The organism is Pseudomonas sivasensis, from assembly GCF_021391435.1.
Classification (GTDB): Bacteria; Pseudomonadota; Gammaproteobacteria; order Pseudomonadales; family Pseudomonadaceae; genus Aquipseudomonas; species Aquipseudomonas sivasensis.
In genome coordinates, this window is record NZ_CP090029.1 from 5,425,723 (window position 1) to 5,443,346 (window position 17,624).

Sequence of the window (17,624 nt, forward strand, 5' to 3'; positions counted from 1 at the left end):
TAGTTTAGACACCCTACGCCTTTTCATAGATACTAGCTGACTAGGCGAGCCGACTTGGGATCGTATAACATTTCGGTAATAGTTCCATTACGAATGTGCTCGACCGCTTCGTCAATCACATGGAGTGGCACAAGGAACCACTCTCTCGGTTTAACCGGATTTCCGAAGCGATCTTCTATGGTCAGATCAAGCTGCACTGCGCCAAATAAGCGATGGAAGATATTCTCTAATCTAGTTCTATTAAGGTTGTGCAGCTTATAGGCGGCAACTACCTCCACTCCAGCCAACATGTAGGTAGCATCTTTTTCCGCGCCCGCGATGCGTGCTTCCACTTTACCGCCAGTCACCCCGATCTTGTGAATCAGTTCGCGGTGCTCGGCTACAAATGGGTGGCTCGACAAGCTTCGCAATACATAGATCGTGCCGCTCTCAATGTCGTCGGATTCAGAAGCATCACCAAACAACGGCCCCATGTCCGGGTCTGTCAGTCGGCGACCGGTGTCGTCTTTGTAAAGTGCGCGTTGTAAGGAGCGACGCAGCAGATTGCTTTCCGTGCCATTGGCGTAGATGACGCGCAAACGCGCATCGCTTTCGCCATTCGGAGCCTTGATGGTTTCTCCTATGCCGGCTACATACGCTAGCTGCCCGCCTACGATGAAGTAGTTTCCAGTTTCAACGCTGGTATCGCGCCCAAAACGCAGGGTTTTGCGAATGCCGGATTTCAGATCGCTCTCAGCTAGTTCGAATAGCGGTTTGAATTTGTCAAAATCCGCACAAGGAGCACGGTCAGCGACTTCCTCGGCAGCACGCTTTTCAGTGCTCGAACGCACATGGCGCAGCACCGTGATGTCGTTCTGGTCTGCGGACTCACCGCCCAAACCGAGCTCAGCTAGCAATGCGTCTTCATCCAGCTCGTCCACATCCACCGAAGCGACATAGGCACCAGACAGCAGGCCGGGCTCGTCCAACGCAGCCAGTAGGGTTTGGGCTTCCGGCAACCTGCGTAACTGATCCAGGCGCACGGCGTACAAACGCTCGAATATGTCGCGGTCTTCACCGTGTAGTGGTGTACGACCGTGGATCTGATAAAAGCGCAGAATGTCCTCGAAGCCGGCGACGATCCGTTCTTCACGAGGCGGTCGGTTTGCGACCTTGAGTGGAGTGACTTCTACGCCAAGCGCGTCCAGCAGTTCGTCATCGTTCATGTCAGCCATTGTCGGATTCTCTAAGAGCCTGTGCGGCCTTGGCCTGCGCACGGTAACGGGATAATACAGCCACTCCTTCGGCCATTCGCTTCTCCCACGAATCGGCGGAATTGATATCCGGGAGGCGACCGCGTTCATTCTTGAACTGCAACGCACGCCTCGCCAGCTCACGGGCTTCGTCTTCGGGAATACTCAACTTCTTGGCGGCAATGCTGGCCTGCACCTGACGCAGTGATTTCTCATCCATCGCTTTCGCAAGCACCGCATAAGCCGCGTCGAAGGGGTTAATACGGTCGATCAGGTCAATGTCCAGTTCGCGTACGTTAACGAACTTACGCACGCCATCCAGCAGCGCTGTACTTCCTTGGACGGTGTCACCACCGTTTGCATCTGCCTGCCCCAAGACCAGTTTGGCCTGCTGAGTAATGTTCATTGCAGCGATAGCGTGCTGGCGAATGGCTTCCTGGTCGACGTCGCTCAAGTCTGGGTAACGCTCACGCACTATCTTGCCCATGCGGAGTTGTGTCAGCTCTTCGGGCAGGGTGTTTTCCTTGTCGAACAAACCGCGTTCTAACACGGTTTTATCCTGCAAGAAGTTAGTCACCACTTCATTCAAATCTTCTTTGCAAATGCGCGTAGCTTCTGCGCTTTGCGGCGTCGTCAGGCCATTGATCTCGACATGGAATTGGCCTGTGGCTTCATTCACGCCCAGGTTAGTGCCACCTGGTTGATAACCATCGAGCCCATAATTGAAACCTTCTTTCGGTCCTGTATCTTTAGGGGTGAACTCATAGCGCGGTGCAAGCACCTGTTCCATCAATAAGCTGGCAGAAATGGCCTTGAGCATATCGTTCACCGCTTCAGCAACAGCGCTTTGATCGGCTGAAGGTTCGGCGATCAGGTTGGTGAAGCGTGAGCGCTCCTTCCCCTCGGCATCACGAGTTGCGCGGCCAATGATCTGCACAATTTCCGTCAAGCTTGATCGGTAGCCAATAGTTAGCGCATGTTCGCACCAGATCCAGTCAAAGCCTTCCTTCGCCATACCCAGCGCAATGATCACATCCACGTTGTCCCGGTTATTCTTCTGCACAGGGTCTTTCAGCGCGGCGAGCACTTTCGAGCGTCCAGCCGCGTCGCTGTCATCCACCAGATCGGCCAGTTTCAGAGTGCGACCGTCCTTGGTCTTAATGAGGTGGAAGCCGGTGGCCGGATCGACACCCTGCCAATCCCCCAGCGCACTCATTATCTCGTTGACCTCGCGTTCCTTGTCTTTGAGGCTTTCGCGGGCATTCACATTGGGAATATGGATGATAGTTTTCAAAGCCGGGTCCAGCACCTTGGCGACGGCATCCACATACTTTCCAGTGTAGAAAAAGTATCCAATGTCCAGAGACTTCAACCAACGGTAGCCATTGAGCTGCTCGTAATAAGTGTAAGTGACCGTCTCAAACCTAGCCTCTTCCGCAGGGGCCAGTACTGCCTCGCTGTCACCGCGAAAATAAGAGCCGGTCATAGCTACCAGATGCACTTTATCGCGACCGATAAAGGCGCTTAGTTGCCCACCCAGCTTGTTGTCTGGGTTCGCAGAAACGTGGTGGAATTCGTCGATGGCGATCAGACGATTGTCGAAAGCTTCGATGCCCAACTCTTCCACCGCAAAGCGGAAGGTGGCATGCGTACAAACCAGCACCTTGTCAGTGCTTTCCAAAAACTTACCAACCGCCCCAACCTTGGACTTGGCTACACGTGGCTCGTCGATGCCTGGGGCATTGCACAGGTTCCACTGAGGGGATACCTGCCAATCCCAGTAAAAGCCGTACTTGCTAAGAGGCTCATCAGCAAAGCTGCCACCAATAGAACGCTCCGGAACGACGACGATGGCCTGCTGCAAGCCTTGGTTGTGGAGCTTGTCCAACGCGATAAACATCAGCGCACGGGATTTTCCCGAAGCTGGTGGCGATTTGATTAACAAGTACTGCTCACCGCGCTTGGTGTAGGCGCGCTCTTGCATCGTTCGCATGCCCAATTGGTTGGCTTTACTGGATGCGCCGGTGCGAGCAGTGGTAATGGACACCGACGGTACGGTATAGCTATTTGTCGGATTGCTGGCTGGTTCCGTCACGCTTTTTTTCCCTTTATTTTGGGTGCGACTTTGGCTGCACCTGCCGTCATCTTGGTGTAAAGGTCAAACAACTTTTCCAGCCGCTCAGTGTCGTTTTTGAAGCGTCGACCGATGTAGATACGCTCTAACACTTCATCGTTTCGCTCATGGGCACGGCGTAGATTGTCAGGCATGTTTTCAGGATCGTACAAATCGGCGATGGTGGCTGGGAAATGGGCTTCGCGAGCAAGCAAGATATCCTCGGCACAAGCAGTCAGATCGGCTTTGTTTTGCTCGGTGAGCAGCGGCACAGGGAATGTGTTCCAGCCGAGGGTGTTCGAATAGCGAAAGTCGGTTTTCATTTTTCCGCAGACGGTCCCAATCCAGACCAAGTGCAAGCGTGATGCGATCACGGCCATGTTCCAGAGTGGGGCGTCGTACAAGCCAAATGCCAAGTTGGTGAGTGTTGTATGGCTATCGATGATTCCCGAAGGCAGGAATGGTCTTCGCTCAGAGGAGACACTCGGCACAACGATAGTGTGCCGCTCGCCTATTCGCATCAATTTGAGCTGATGCGCGCGTCTTGCCAACATCTGCGCCCCCTTGTCGGGGCTTGCCAAACGCACCTTGCGCACTGCCTCAATACGTTCGTTTAGGACTGGAATGCCCTGTGCCTCCGCCAGGTTTTTCTCTTCAATCCAAACGCAAAACCGGGTGCCGCCGTTGATGAAGTCGGCCGACCCATAGATACGGCGGATGAATAGCTCTCTTTGGGCTGACGTCAAACTGAGGGATTCCAACTCGTCCCGGCTTAAGAGCAGGTTCCCCCCATCACTGGGCTTGTTGCCGAACTCCATGACGCCAAGGTCGGACATCGGCGCTCTCTTTTTTTCAACAATGACGCGCCGCCCCATCGTCAGATACGGCGTTATCGAGGCACCTTCACGTAGGACAACGCTGCCGTCATCTTGATGCTCGTAGAGGCGGCGGGTGGCGCTATTTTGCACTCCAATGCCAACTACAGCCACTGTCACGCCCGCATTATGACTCGCAAGGTTTGCCCATTTAAACGACGTGTATGCGAATCTGATGTCACAGCCTGCATCAAACAGAATCGGCCACATAATGGGAACAGACTGACCTTGGCAGATTGAGTTTGTAGTCACGAATGCAGCGATGCCTTGGTTGGTTGCTGCAATCCAGTCCGCTGCTTTTACAAACCAACCAGCCACATAGTCTAGGAAGCCTGTGGAGCCGGTGCGTCCGTTCAAGACGTTACGGATGTCGGCTTTCTGCTCGGGTGTCTGCCAAGTATTTCCCAAATAGGGAGGGTTACCACATATGTAGGTTTCACCACCTTCGTTCTCAAAATCGATTTCCGTCTGATCCAGCGGTGTATCGAACAAATCATCGCCGGTTACCCTCACACCCGTCCCGGTTGGCGGGCAAATGCTCATCCAGTCCAACCGCAGAGCATTCCCGCAGACAATCCAGTTTTGCGCATTCAGCGGCAAAAATTCGGCGAGTGCATCCTGCTGACCGCGATACAACACGTCGCACTGGTACTCAGCAATAATCAGTGCCAGACGGGCAATTTCTGCCGGAAAGTCACGCAACTCAATGCCACGGAAATTGGTCAGCGGTATTTCTGACTTATTGTGAGCCTCACCCCTACGGCGATTGATTTCCGCCTCGATTTCGCGCAGCTGCTTGTAGGCAATGACCAGGAAGTTGCCTGACCCGCATGCCGGATCGAACACTCGAATGTGCGCCATGCGTCGGCGCAAATTCAGTAGTTTGCGCTCGTTATCACCTGCTTCCCCCAACTGAGCGCGTAAATCATCCAAGAATAGCGGATTCAGCACCTTCAAGATGTTGGGCACGCTGGTGTAGTGCATGCCTAGCGTGCCGCGCTCAGCATCATCCGCTACAGCTTGGATCATGCTGCCAAAAATGTCTGGGTTAATTTTCTTCCAATTCAGCTCACCTGCATGCAGCAGATATGTACGCGCCATGCGCGTGAAGCGTGGGACTTCAGTACTCCCGGAAAACAACCCACCATTTACATAGGGGAAACCGTTAGTCCAGCTCGGCAATCGCGGCTGGGCACTAGTGCGATCGATACCTTTGATGTTCATGGAACGGAAGATTTCGGACAGCACCTGATCGGTATTGGAGCCGTCGCGCTCGCTGTACCGGTCTACAGATCGGGTGAATAAACCCTCTCCATTGAAGATGTCGGTGTCTTCCGCAAAAAAACAAAACACCAGGCGCGCCATGAAATGGTTCATGTCAGCCCGACGTTCGTCCTTGGCCCAGTCCGGATTTTCTCCCAGAAGCTCAATGTACAGCTTGTTCAGCCTGCTAGTAGCACGTACATCGATGGGGTTGTCTTTGATCTCCTTGATGGTGGAGATGCCTGCCAACGGCAGCAGGAAGCCGAAATGGTTAGGGAGGTCCCCATAGTCGCAGGTAATGGTTTCACCTGTGATCAGCTCTTCGGCCTCAATTGTTTGACCATCGGTGGCGAGAACGTACTTGGCTTTGCTTTTTGTGGTGGCCGGGCTGGCTAGCAACCGTTTGAGGGTTTCGCCCACGGTGCCAGCTTCGCATACGGCTATATGAATGTTACTTCTGAGCAACACTCCACCGGACACATCCGACGCATTGTTATTACCTGCACGCAGGCGCTTGAGCGCCGTGTCTTTGCTACCGAATGCGGCTAAAAAGGCAAACGGGAACTCCGTCGCGTCGAAAGGCTGGAGAGCCAGCTCCGATATTGCGGACTCGATTTCTACTGCGTTCATGGTTTACCACTGTCCAGATCGCTCAAAAGCGAAGGCGGCCACTTAAGCCGCTAAATTTTGATGATTAATGCGAGACCTCAGAGGATGCCTAATTCTTGCCTTGTCCCGGCAAACTCTAGCGAGATGACATTTGGCGTGCCACGAACAATCAAGATAGTGACAAGGCGGAGGCATTGCGCCCAAGTCAAAAGCATCGGCTCAAAACCGGGTCGTAAGCAGCATCCCGCGTCAGCTTTTTTAACCAATCCACGGTGCCGTGGATTGTAAAGGAAGGTTCCTCCTTATGGTAAACAACCGTAGGCAGCCCGCCGTATGGAGCTATCGAAGGTTGTCCAGATCGGGAGGTGATGTAGAAGGGCGAGAAGGATAGCCCTTCCTCCAGGCCCGGCCGTAGTCTGGTGACGCTGCGAGCTATTTTGGTTTTTGTCGATATCCGAGCTATGGCTAATGACAGGACCTCATCGGCGCAGCCGATCACGACTCAAGGCTTTGCAAAGAAACACAGTATTCCAAAAAGTATTCCAAACAAAAAAACTATCCGTATAAATCCTTATAAATCAATAGATTAAAAATCCAGTTCAGATTACCTCGGCTCAACGAAAAAAGACGTCCACAGACGTCTTTTTTTGTGCCTGAAATTCAGTGAAATCAGGGCTTTCGCCGCCATTACCTTCCGTAGACGACTTTTGAGCTTCACCGGTTTTGGTCTTCCCAGCTTCCCGAAGCTAATCTTGGGAATACCAAATGTGGAATGGAGTTCTTCTCGTGCGCACTCAAATTACACGTATTTCCGATCGCCAGCTCAAAGCCTGTGAAGCGTGTGCACCCGGCTCCGAATGATCAAGACCGCCTACAGGTAAGGCGAGTAATTGAAGCACTTCACATACAGCAACACCACCGAGTTGCCTTGACTGCTCCTGCAGGCCAGGTTCCAAGTCACTCGCCCGAGAAGTAATCACTGTCGAGTTGCTTCACCTCGTAAACATCCTTAACGCTCACGCCTAGGTTGTTATCTACCATCAATCGCGCCAGCTCAACACCGTCGATCAATACCACTTTGATGTCCAGCCCCAGCGCCGCAATGCGAGCCCCTTCAGAGAACTCAGAGGTAGTGATGAACACGCCCTTACGCGCACGCTGGCGAGTCAGTGCGCCGATAAACTTGTCAATCTCCGGGCGATGCACCGTATTGGCCCAGCGCTTGGCCTGCAGATAGATAACATCGAGGCCAAGCTTGTCTTCTTTGATGATGCCGTCGATACCGTCATCATTGGTCGCTTGGGTAGCCTTACCAGCCTCTTTACGCGAACCGCCGTAACCCATTGCGATCATAAGATCGACTACCAACTGTTCAAAGAAGCTGGGGGTGGCCAACCGGACTTGCGTCAGCAACTCGTCTGCCAGGGACTGCATGAGGGTCTGATGCGCCTCGGCCAACTGTTCGTCTGGCGTGGTTTCGGAAATACCCACGTTCAGCAGGGAGGGAGCGTCAACTGATTGCGGTTTGGCCGTATGGAAGTCCGCAAACTCAGGAAACTGCTTCAACCAGCTCACAGTGATGCGCTGCGGACCATTGGTCAAAGCATCAAGGCCACGAGGGGTAATTTGCACCATGCCTTTGGCCGGAATGCATAGCAGCCCGGCCTTATTCAAATAGGTACGAGCCCAGCCCACTCGGTTGTTGATCACCGTCTGCTGACCAGAGGGTAGGCGCTCCTTGCGTTCGTCCTCGGTCAATTGGAATTGATCAGCGACCCTCTCGCGCAACTCATTGAGCGGCAGCGGCGCACCGCTCTGCACGGTGCTCAACACTGGGCGCATCACACTTTGAAAATCCGGAATTGCCACTGTTTCTCCTTAATTTTAGCGGCTGCTTTAGGCGCCGCCCACGCGAGCCTCATCGAAGGAAGCCGCGGTCTTGAGCATCTTCAAAATCACCAGCGCAAACGCGCGGCTCTTCGTTTCGTTATCCAGTACTTCCAGCGAGAGTTTCTCGTGTTCAGTCATAGCATCTAACACTGTATCGAGGACGCGTTTGGGAAAAAGGCCGTGCATCACTTGATCCACCGAATGGTTGTTCACCTGGGCCATCACATCTTCCTGACGGCTGATACGCTGGGCGATGCCAGTAAGGAACTGCAGCTGGTCGTCGTCCCTCACTTCGGCACCAAAGATATCGTTAAGCGCCTCAATGATTTCGGATAAGCGCTTCTTCTCCGGCTCATGCGGCTTACCGCTCCCCACGTCACTGCCGGGTTTGACGGTGTATTTGCCCGTCTCTTCGTTCAGGCGAAGCAGGTGTTCGGCGCGCTTACTCAGACGGTAGTGGCTCAGTTGCAACTCACCCACATCCACGTCGTCCTCTAGCAGGCGATCTACGCGCAGCAACGGGTACAGATGCTTGGCGTACACGCACAGCTGCAAGTTTACCCCGTAGAGCTCGCGGCCGGTCACAGAGGCGATGGCCTATTTTCACTCGGTTCCCATGACTTAAAGGTGCTACGGCCGTACTCAAACGTATGGCCAGCAACGATACGTCTGCTGCAACGCGTTCTCAAAATCGGGATTAGCAATCTATGTTGGCTTAGCCGACAAGAAATGGATCAGCCCGCCTAGCCATTTGAGTAGCGGGTTTTCTAAAACGACTGATCGTCTCAGTCCTACCTCCCCCCCTCCCCTCACTGAAACCATGACCACCAGCCAGCCCTTCGAACTCGACAGTACTCACCGCCACACGCCGCTAGCCGAAAGCTGGACGTGGAACACATGAGGCGCCATAACTTTGCTGAATCCTGGCTTCCAATCTTAATCATTCTCAACACTTAAACTAGCAAGTTAGCCAACTAACTAATTCAAACATCCACTTGAATTGCTCATCATCCGCTTGGCTATCGCTTTAACGATTAACCTAAAAAGTATTTCGCTTTCACATATATTTTACATTCCCCTACATATGATAATGTCATTACGACATCAACGCTGTTCCAACCAGAATCAAAGGGGTGTGTATGGCAGGTGTAATGGCATCCGTTAACAGCCGTACACAACTGGTCGGTCAGAACAGACTGGAATTATTGCTATTCCGCTTTAACGACCAACAGCTGTATGGCATTAACGTCTTTAAAGTCAGAGAAGTTATTCGCTGCCCTAAGCTATCTCTACTACCAAAGTCTAATAACAACATTTGTGGCGTTGCGAATATCCGTGGTGCTTGCATCCCCATTCTAGACCTTGCAATGGCTACCGGGCTGCCCGGCATCACAGATAAAGAAAGCGCTTTTATCATACTTACGGAGTACAACAACCGAGTTCAAGGTTTCTTGGTGTATGCAGTTGAACACATCGTTAACTTGAACTGGGAAGACATTCATCCGCCTCCCAAGGGCAGCGGTGACAACAATTACCTGACGGCGGTTACCCGTACCGATGATCGTCTGGTTGAAATCATCGATGTAGAAAAGGTGCTGACGGAAATCTCGCCCTCGTCCGAGGAAATTTCGATTGGTGTGGTGGATGACGCGGTCAATCAACAGGCTCGACACCTGCGAGTGCTGACCGTGGATGACTCGATGGTTGCGCGTAAACAGGTGACCCGCTGCCTGGAGACAGTGGGTGTCGAGGTCGTCGCCTTGAACGATGGTCGCCAGGCGCTGGATTACCTTCGGGCCATGCTTGACGAGGGGCGCAACCCGGATGAGGAGTTTCTGATGATGATTTCAGATATCGAAATGCCGGAAATGGACGGTTATACGCTGACCGCCGAAATCCGCAGCGACCCACGCATGGCCAAGTTGCATATCGTGCTGCACACGTCCCTATCGGGCGGTTTCAACCAGGCCATGGTCAAGAAAGTCGGGGCCGATGACTTCCTCGCGAAGTTTCGCCCGGATGACCTGGCAGGTCGCGTAGTCGCACGAATCAAGGCCGTGAGCCCTACCTGAAAGGCAAAACGACACTGCTCAAGCCAAGGAGGCTGATGAACAACGTATAAAAAGACCATCAACAGAGGGCATACCATGTTGAAGTGCAATGAACTCGATCTTCAGGCGCCTGATGGCGAGGCAAAGCCATTCTGGCGGGGCGGTGAGCCGTCGCAGGCGCCGTGCGCCTTGGGCTGCGGCGCTAAACCGGTCGCTACGGCCCCAGCGGCTGCGCCAGCAGTCCCAGCCATCCCCACATCGATGCAAAACGAATTAGTCGCCGCACAGGAAATCTGTAGTCGCGCTAAAACCGCCGTTGTCGAGATGTTCGGCCATGCCCGCATGGGCCGGGCACTGGAGCTTGAGCACATCAGTGCATTGGTGGAAGACATTTCGAGCTCTATCGCCCGCCACCCTAATGCCTTTATCAGCCTGGCACGCCTGAAAAGCATCGACGACTACACCTACATGCATTCAGTCGCCGTGTGTGCGTTGATGATTGCCCTCGGCAATCAATTGGGCCTCTCTACCGCACTGATTCGTCGCGTCGGCATGGCCGGGCTGTTGCACGACATCGGCAAAATGGCCATACCGGGCGCCATTCTCAACAAGCCTGGCCGGTTGAGCACTGACGAATTGCAGTTGGTGCGTACCCATCCACTGGAAGGGGAAAAAACCCTGCAAGCGACCTCGCAGATGTGCGAAATGGTCGTGGATGTGTGCCTGCATCACCACGAAAAAGTCGACGGCACCGGCTACCCCCATCAGTTGGTAGGGGACCAGATCAGTCTGGTGGCTCGGATGGCTGCGGTGTGCGATGTCTACGACGCAATCACCTCGGACCGCTCCTACAACCAGGGCTGGGACCCCGCCGTCGCCATCCAGCAAATGTCCACATGGGAAGGGCATTTTGATGACGAGGTATTCCGCGCGTTTTTAAAGTCCGTGGGTATTTACCCGGTCGGTTCTATCGTTCAATTGAAAAGTGGCAGTATCGGTGTAGTGATAGAACAACATCCCGAGTCGTTACTGACACCAAAAATCAAAGTGTTCTTTCTGCCCGTTCTAAATATTTATGTAACGCCGAAAATAATAGACCTGAGTGATCCCGAACAACCCGATCGAATTGTCGCGCGGGTACCGCCCCAGCGTTACGGTTTTAAAAACACCGAACGTTTATGGCTCGACGAAGAGATGCCCAAAGAGCATTAAGTAACTCCAAGCGCTGTACAGCATGTCCATGCCTAAGCAGCCAATGATAAAACACTGTGCCTTGTGCAAAAGAAGTACCGAAATGTCGACATTCGATGATGTTGACGACTATTAGCATGGGCAGGAAATATCATGAAATTCAACTCATTGCAGACTCGAATTTGCTTCACCGCCGGACTCTGCCTGTTTATCTCGTGTGCGAGCCTGGTCTCATATGGCCTTTATTCTTCAAGCGCCAATCAAGCGTATGTCGGCACTGAAGTTTCAGCCCTGATTGAAAGCGCCACTATCCGCGAAGTGCAAAACCTGGCTGAGTCGCGTGCCAATGCCATCCAGGCAAAACTGCAGAACGCCTTGGATTCAGCACGCACAATGGCCAATACGCTGGGAGCGAGTAAAAGTGCGCAGAGCCCACTGACCCTCAGCCGTGAGCAGATCAATACGATGCTGCTCAGCGTGCTCAAGGACAACCCCGACTTCAACGGCACGTATTCATGCTGGGAACCGGATGCGCTGGACGGCCAGGACCAAGCCTTTCGTATCAATGAGGGCGGTAACAACCCGTTGACCGGTCGCTTCACCCCCTACTGGACACGCAGTTCAGATGGCCATATCGCCGTGCAACCGCTGGTTGAGTACGACTCCGATGCCCGCCACCCCAATGGCGTGTTGAAGGGCGGCTGGTACTCAGGCCCACGGGACACCCAGAAAGAAAGCGTGCTGGACCCACTTCCCTACGTGGTGCAAGGCAAAAATGTGTGGCTGACCACGCTATCGGTACCTATCACTGCCAATGGCAAGTTCTACGGCGTGGTCGGGGCTGACTTCGATATCTCGTTTATCCAGAAACTCAGCGAGCAAATGTCCGCAGATCTGTATGGCGGCAAAGGCTCCGTGTCGATCCTGAGCAATCAAGGGCTCGTGGTGGCTGACAGTAAACGCCCGGAATTCATTGGCCAGTCACTGAAAGGCTTGTTGCCAGGCACTTGGGAAAAGGTGTTGGCGAATGTGCAAAAAGGCCAGGGAGACAGCCGGCTCAATCAGGACTCCCAGGAAATCGAAGTACAGATGCCGATCAATCTGGGGCGCACCGGCAAGCCGTGGGCGATTTTGATCCATCTGCCCAAGGCGGTGGTCATGAGCCAGGCCTTGGCCCTGGAGCAGGAACTGCAGTCACGCGGCGTCAAGAGCAGCATCTGGCAGGTCTCGGTCGGCGTAGGTGTCTCCTTGCTGGCATTGCTGGCGCTGTGGTTTGCCACTGCGAAAATCGTCGGCCCGATTCGTGAAGCTGCGGCTCTGGCCGCGAATATCAGTCTGGGTGATTTCTCTCGCCGGCTGGTGCAGAAATCTGATGACGAAGTCGGCCAATTGTCCTTTGCCTTGAACGATATGTCGGAAAGCCTGCAACGCCAGGTGCGTGTGGCCGAGCGTATTTCCGAAGGGGACCTGGATTTGGAAGTACGCCTGTCCTCGCCCAACGACACCCTCGGCAAATCGTTGGAAAAAATGGTCGGTAACCTGAACACCCTCATTTCCCAAGTGCAGGCCAGCGCCACGCAAATCACCGGCAGTTCCGCGCAGGTCACCGAGTTGAGCCAGTCGCTGTCCGACGGCGCGTCCAATTCTGCATCGTCCATCACCGAAATCAGTGCCGTTATGACCCAGATGGCAGCGCAGACTACCGACAACGCCGCCAATGCGAAGAAGGCGGACGAGCAATCCCAGGCCTCGCGCGCCGACGCCGGGGAAAGTGACAAGTTGATGAGTGAATTGATCGCGGCCATGGCGGAAATCGACAATTCGGGCAAAGACATCACCGCGATTATCACCACCATCGACAACATCGCCGCTCAAACCAACCTGCTGGCGTTGAACGCAGCTATCGAGGCCGCACGTGCCGGCGAACTGGGGCGTGGTTTTGCGGTGGTCGCCGACGAAGTCAGGAGCCTCGCCGCCCGCAGCGCCGAAGCCGCCCAGCAAACCGCCGCGTTGATTGCCGACTCCTCGACCAAAACGCAACGCGGCATGATCATCGCCGGGCGCACCGCCGACTCGTTGAGAAATATCGTTACTGGCACCAGCACGGTTTCCAGCCTGGTGTCGTTGATCTACCAAGCCTCCAGCGAACAGGCTTCCGGCCTGCAACAGGCGAGCATCGGCCTGGAGCAGATCGACGAAGTCACTCAGCAGAACCAGGCAAACTCCCAGCAATGTGCAGTGGCAGCCAAGAACCTGTCGGAACGGGCCAACTCCATGCAACAGGGCCTGAGCCGCTTCAAAGTCAAAGCCTCGTAATGCCTCACGCGAAGCCAGGGGGTCGTCAACCTCCTGGCCCAGCGACATAACCCACGCCCATTCATGAAATATTAAGAATCACCTCCCTATACTCATCGATTGTGAGCCGTTCCCTCAAACGATCCCCCTTCTCTCGGTAGCCAGACTCCATGACGCGTCCCGCTCCTCTGCTGCTCCTGCTTGCTGGTCTGCTGTTCTTCTTGGCCCTGGGTAACCATGAACTGCAAGGCTCCACCGAGGCCCGTGTCTCGGGCATTGCCATGGCCATGCACTTGGACAATGACTGGGTCGTACCGCAACTGTTTCGTGAGCCCTTCCTGGAAAAGCCGCCCCTAAGCCTGTGGCTGGACGCCGGAGCGATTCGCCTGTTTGGCGGCACACCTGGGGCGGTACGGCTGGCTTCGGCATTTGCCGGTCTGTTCAGCGTGATGCTGCTCTATGGAATGCTGCGCAGGTTCGGACGCCCAAAGGCACTGGCGTTTTGCGCAGCGCTGATCCTGGCGACCATGGCCAGTTACTGGGGCAATGTGCGCGGCGTGGGTGAAGACTCACTGCTCAGCCTGGGCGTGACCACCGCGCTGCTGGCGTTCTACCAAGCCGTGCGACCCGGACGTGAGGGTTCCAGTGCGTGGGCATGGATGCTGTTTACCGCCGGCATGGTGATCGCCACCCTGAGCAAAGGCGTGCTGGGCCTCGCGTTGCCGGGCATCGTGATCTTTGTGTACCTGACCAGCATCAGCCTGATGGACAAGCGCCTGCGTATCGGCGAGTGGCTCAAACCGGGCGTGTTCACCGTGCTGGCGTTGGTGCCGTTGATGATCTGGCTGGGCTTCCTGTTCCAGCGCGGCGGGATGCAGGCCGTGGGCGAAGTGCTGTGGACCAACAGCGTCGGGCGGTTCAGCGGGTCGTTCGTCGAGGCTGGGCATTACGAGCCGTTTTACTACTACTTCGCGAAGCTGCCGCAAGCGTTCCTGCCCTGGAATATCCTCGTGTACCTGGGCCTGTGGCACTTTCGAAAAAGCCTGGTGCGCGATCGCTACCGCCTGTTTTTCAGTGTCTGGCTGGTGGCGCAATTCACTCTGCTGACTCTGGCGTCCAGCAAGCGCACCGTTTACCTGATGGCACTCACGCCAGCCGCCGCCGTGCTCGCAGCAGAATATGCAGGTGTGCTGTTGGAATGGCTCAAGGTGCGCAAGCCGGCGCTGTACCGCTACCACCGGGGGGTGATCATCGGCGTGTTCAGCCTGGCAATGGTCAGCTACCTGACGGCTGCGTTCTGGTTCGCACCCAAAGCAGACAAGCGCGAGTCTTTCGTACCCGTGATCAGTCAGGCCAGGGCGTTTCAAACTGAAGGTAAGAATGTGGTGATGTTCCAGCCCAATGAGCGCATCGCCGGGGCGAGCGTGTTCTATCTGCAGGCCTACTTGCCGATCCTGCAGACCGAAGCTGAATTACACAGTTTTCTCACGGCCAAGCCCGGCAACATTGCATTGCTGGACAACACCCGCCAACTGAGCGGGAAGATCACCGTGATCAAGGAGATGAAGATCGGTCGCCAGCCTTACTACTTCATCGAGCAGTAAGGCCAGCGCACGCAGGGCATCAGTGCTTGGTGAGCTTGTCCAAGTAGCCCATGGCAAAGGCCGAGACCACGAAGGTCATGTGGATGATCACGTACCACATCAGGTGCTGGGGATCGACGTTCTTGGCGTCCATGAAGATGCGCAGCAGGTGGATCGAGGAAATCGCCACGATGGACGCCGCCACTTTCATCTTCAGCGACGAAGAGTCCATGGTGCCCAGCCAGTTGAGCTTTTCCTTGTTTTCATCGATATCCAGCTGCGACACGAAGTTCTCGTAGCCGGAAATCATCACCATCACCAGCAAGCCACCCACCAGCGCCATGTCGATCAACGACAGCAGCAGCAGGATCACTTCCGCTTCCAGCATGGTGAAAATGTTGGGAATCACGTGAATGATTTCCTGGAAGAATTTCAGCGCCAGGATCAATAAACCCAGGGATAACCCCAGGTAGATCGGCGCCAGCAGCCAGCGTGAAGCGTACATAGTGTTTTCGATAAAGCGTTCCATGGGATCTCACACAGCTTGGCTAAAAATGGCGGCGAGTATACCAGCCGCTACAAGACACCTGTAAGCGCGAGAAAACTGACCCAGGCGGCATCTGTAAGAGAATTTTTCTGCTAGTGTCGAGCCCATCTCAACTCGGCTCGATGACGTCGGACAGGAAAAACTCAGATGATGGATGTGCGATCCCCTTTGGCCAGCATTGGCCTGTGCGCGGCATTGCTGCTGGCCAGCGGCTGCTCCCCCAGCGACGAGCAGAAGCAGACGACCCTCGAAGAGAAAACCGCCAAATTCGAACAGTCCCTCGACAGCATCCAAGACCCCAAACTGCGTGACGCCGTCGCCGACCTCGGCGGTTCGCTGCTATTGCTGGAACGGGCGCGGGTCAAACTGGCCACCAAGCCCATCGAGGCCGAGTACGGCGAAGACAACCTGGCCCTGCTCAAGCACTACCCCACGCCCCAGGCGCTGGTGGATACCTATATCAATGGCCTGTTCGTACTGCGCAAGACTTCACACTCCGACTACCTGACGGATTTGCAGCCGGTCTTCCCGTTCAGTTTCAACATGCCCGACCAATTCCCCTTCCCCCATGGCCTGGAATGGCAGTCGGTCACCTTGAGCAACAACAAAGTCATCCCCTTCCAGCCGGAATGGTCGGAGACAGACCCCGGCATTCAGTTAAGCCCCAGCAGCTCCAACCTGACCAACCCCGATGACCTGACGGTGACCTACCCCTTCATCGACGGCATCGAGACGGAAAACAAGAGCCAACCCCAGCCTGTCACCCTAAAAGGCGCGGTCGAAGTCATCGCGCCGGGCAAGGTGCTGACGTTCGACCTGTCGAAAAAGGACGTGGGTCACAAACGCACTGAGGGCAATATCACCCTCAATTTGCTGCTGCTGGAGAAGAACTACGCCGAAATCGAGCTGACCAACAGCGAGCCACTGGCCCCGCAAGTCGGCGACGAGTCGCCAAACCCTCTGCTGGTGCAGGCGCGCGACACTACCGGGCAATTCCTCACACGCTCAGGTTCGATCAACGAAAGTGCCGCGCAAGTGGCGTTCTACGAGAAACAGTTGGCCGAGATGCAAAAGCAGAAGGCCTGGTCGGAGGGGTTCGAAAAACAACTGACGGATGAACAGAAAGCTTTCGAGCATAAGCAGGGTAGTCATTACGCCAAGGTGTATTTCAACGGCCTGATCGATACCCTGCAGGTCAACGTGATGGACTTTTCCACGGCGTCCGTTACCCGCAAGGACCTCGACTTGCCGGTGTTGCGCTTCGACAAGAACAGCCTGGAAAAGACCGTACAAGCCTTGCCGATGCCGGTCACCGTCTACGACGACAGCGCTGCCAGCTGGCTCAAAGACTCGGCAATGACCGAAGAACAACTGAAAAACAGCGTCAGCATCAGCCAGTCTGTCGAAGACGCCAGTGCCGCGCATATCGTGTTCGACCACCCGTTCACCTTTAATGACGACCTGGTCGGTGCAGAGCGCAACAGCAGCGAATCGCCGATTACCTTTTTTACGGCGGACGAAAAAGGTGAGCGCGGCGACCCCATCGAGCTGCCGACCGAAGCGTTCGAGCTAAATCCGGCCCGTGGAACTCTCACCTACGACCTCACCCTGTTCCCGGAAAACCCGGCGTTTGTGGTGGGCTCAATCCCGCTGTTTTTGGCGACTATCGAGAAAGGTGAGTTAGACGTGGCCAAGCTGCCCAAGGGCTTGTCGCTCAAGGACAATGCGCTGATCGTCGATCAGAAAGAATTCCCGGCCGACAGCTGGCGCTTCTATGCCAAGGACGCCAGTGGCCAGTACCTCAAGGAAATCCTTGGGGTGAGCCACCGCGCCGAGGAATACGGCACGGCGATGTTTGACGTGCATTATTTCTACGGCCGACCGACCGCACTGGAAAGCTACCAGCGCACCGACCTGAACACCGTGCAGTACGGCTTCGAGGTCAAGCTGGACAAGCCCGACAGCAAGTGACCGC

The 17,624-nt window shown here is 55.0% G+C and carries 10 protein-coding genes and 2 pseudogenes; 6 read left to right on the forward strand and 6 right to left on the reverse strand.

Annotation, left to right across the window (positions count from 1 at the left end):
* Positions 1 to 32: 32 nt before the first annotated feature.
* The 5 genes and pseudogenes from LRO94_RS24595 to LRO94_RS24615 all read right to left on the reverse strand — a co-directional run.
* Complete coding sequence (locus LRO94_RS24595; RefSeq protein WP_179179856.1) at positions 33 to 1,214, reverse strand: GIY-YIG nuclease family protein; 1,182 nt, start codon at positions 1,212 to 1,214, stop codon at positions 33 to 35.
* Positions 1,207 to 3,327 carry a DEAD/DEAH box helicase gene (locus tag LRO94_RS24600; protein ID WP_179179855.1) on the reverse strand — a complete coding sequence of 707 codons (2,121 nt, stop codon included), beginning with the start codon at positions 3,325 to 3,327 and terminating at the stop codon, positions 1,207 to 1,209. The genes LRO94_RS24595 and LRO94_RS24600 overlap by 8 nt, the downstream gene beginning before the upstream one ends.
* A complete protein-coding gene (locus LRO94_RS24605) occupies positions 3,324 to 6,113 on the reverse strand; it encodes a class I SAM-dependent DNA methyltransferase (RefSeq protein ID WP_179179854.1) in 2,790 nt (929 codons plus the stop codon). Before LRO94_RS24605 ends, LRO94_RS24600 begins: the two co-directional genes overlap by 4 nt.
* Before the next feature lie 936 nt (positions 6,114 to 7,049).
* The gene (locus LRO94_RS24610; RefSeq protein WP_081797595.1) at positions 7,050 to 7,961 is read right to left on the reverse strand and encodes a restriction endonuclease; all 912 of its coding nucleotides are present in this window, start codon (positions 7,959 to 7,961) and stop codon (positions 7,050 to 7,052) included.
* A 27-nt stretch (positions 7,962 to 7,988) separates the two neighbouring features.
* Positions 7,989 to 8,534, reverse strand: a pseudogene (locus LRO94_RS24615) (type I restriction endonuclease subunit R); the annotation flags it as partial.
* Between the two features lie 587 nt (positions 8,535 to 9,121).
* Here LRO94_RS24615 and LRO94_RS24620 point away from each other — a divergent pair.
* The 5 genes and pseudogenes from LRO94_RS24620 to LRO94_RS24635 all read left to right on the forward strand — a co-directional run bounded on the left by LRO94_RS24620 (position 9,122) and on the right by LRO94_RS24635 (position 15,123).
* Positions 9,122 to 10,054 carry a chemotaxis protein CheV gene (locus LRO94_RS24620; protein WP_032884688.1) on the forward strand — a complete coding sequence of 311 codons (933 nt, stop codon included), beginning with the start codon at positions 9,122 to 9,124 and terminating at the stop codon, positions 10,052 to 10,054.
* A gap of 75 nt (positions 10,055 to 10,129) precedes the next feature.
* Entirely contained in the window at positions 10,130 to 11,245 is a 1,116-nt protein-coding gene (locus LRO94_RS24625; protein ID WP_081797593.1) for an HD-GYP domain-containing protein, read from the forward strand.
* Positions 11,246 to 11,689: 444 nt separating this feature from the next.
* Positions 11,690 to 12,640, forward strand: a pseudogene (locus LRO94_RS28185) (PDC sensor domain-containing protein); the annotation flags it as partial.
* A 111-nt stretch (positions 12,641 to 12,751) separates the two neighbouring features.
* Positions 12,752 to 13,540 carry a methyl-accepting chemotaxis protein gene (locus LRO94_RS28190; protein ID WP_375803696.1) on the forward strand — a complete coding sequence of 263 codons (789 nt, stop codon included), beginning with the start codon at positions 12,752 to 12,754 and terminating at the stop codon, positions 13,538 to 13,540.
* A 149-nt stretch (positions 13,541 to 13,689) separates the two neighbouring features.
* Positions 13,690 to 15,123, forward strand: a complete 1,434-nt coding sequence (locus LRO94_RS24635) for an ArnT family glycosyltransferase (RefSeq protein WP_032884684.1) — start codon at positions 13,690 to 13,692, stop codon at positions 15,121 to 15,123.
* 19 nt (positions 15,124 to 15,142) lie between these two features.
* On the opposite strand, the gene LRO94_RS24640 is transcribed toward LRO94_RS24635, so the two are convergent.
* On the reverse strand, positions 15,143 to 15,631 hold the full coding sequence (locus tag LRO94_RS24640; protein WP_005791582.1) for a TIGR00645 family protein: 489 nt from the start codon (positions 15,629 to 15,631) through the stop codon (positions 15,143 to 15,145).
* 165 nt (positions 15,632 to 15,796) lie between these two features.
* Between LRO94_RS24640 and LRO94_RS24645 the strand changes: the two genes are divergently transcribed.
* Complete coding sequence (locus LRO94_RS24645; protein WP_081797591.1) at positions 15,797 to 17,620, forward strand: hypothetical protein; 1,824 nt, start codon at positions 15,797 to 15,799, stop codon at positions 17,618 to 17,620.
* Positions 17,621 to 17,624: the final 4 nt, after the last annotated feature.

What these genes read in the sequence shown, in the direction of transcription:
- LRO94_RS24595 (WP_179179856.1), bottom strand. Translation starts at nt 1,214, where the DNA reads ATGGCTGACATGAACGATGACGAACTGCTGGACGCGCTTGGCGTAGAA.
- LRO94_RS24605 (WP_179179854.1), bottom strand. Translation starts at nt 6,113, where the DNA reads ATGAACGCAGTAGAAATCGAGTCCGCAATATCGGAGCTGGCTCTCCAG.
- LRO94_RS24620 (WP_032884688.1), top strand. Translation starts at nt 9,122, where the DNA reads ATGGCAGGTGTAATGGCATCCGTTAACAGCCGTACACAACTGGTCGGT.
- LRO94_RS24625 (WP_081797593.1), top strand. Translation starts at nt 10,130, where the DNA reads ATGTTGAAGTGCAATGAACTCGATCTTCAGGCGCCTGATGGCGAGGCA.
- LRO94_RS28190 (WP_375803696.1), top strand. Translation starts at nt 12,752, where the DNA reads ATGGTCGGTAACCTGAACACCCTCATTTCCCAAGTGCAGGCCAGCGCC.
- LRO94_RS24635 (WP_032884684.1), top strand. Translation starts at nt 13,690, where the DNA reads ATGACGCGTCCCGCTCCTCTGCTGCTCCTGCTTGCTGGTCTGCTGTTC.
- LRO94_RS24640 (WP_005791582.1), bottom strand. Translation starts at nt 15,631, where the DNA reads ATGGAACGCTTTATCGAAAACACTATGTACGCTTCACGCTGGCTGCTG.
- LRO94_RS24645 (WP_081797591.1), top strand. Translation starts at nt 15,797, where the DNA reads ATGATGGATGTGCGATCCCCTTTGGCCAGCATTGGCCTGTGCGCGGCA.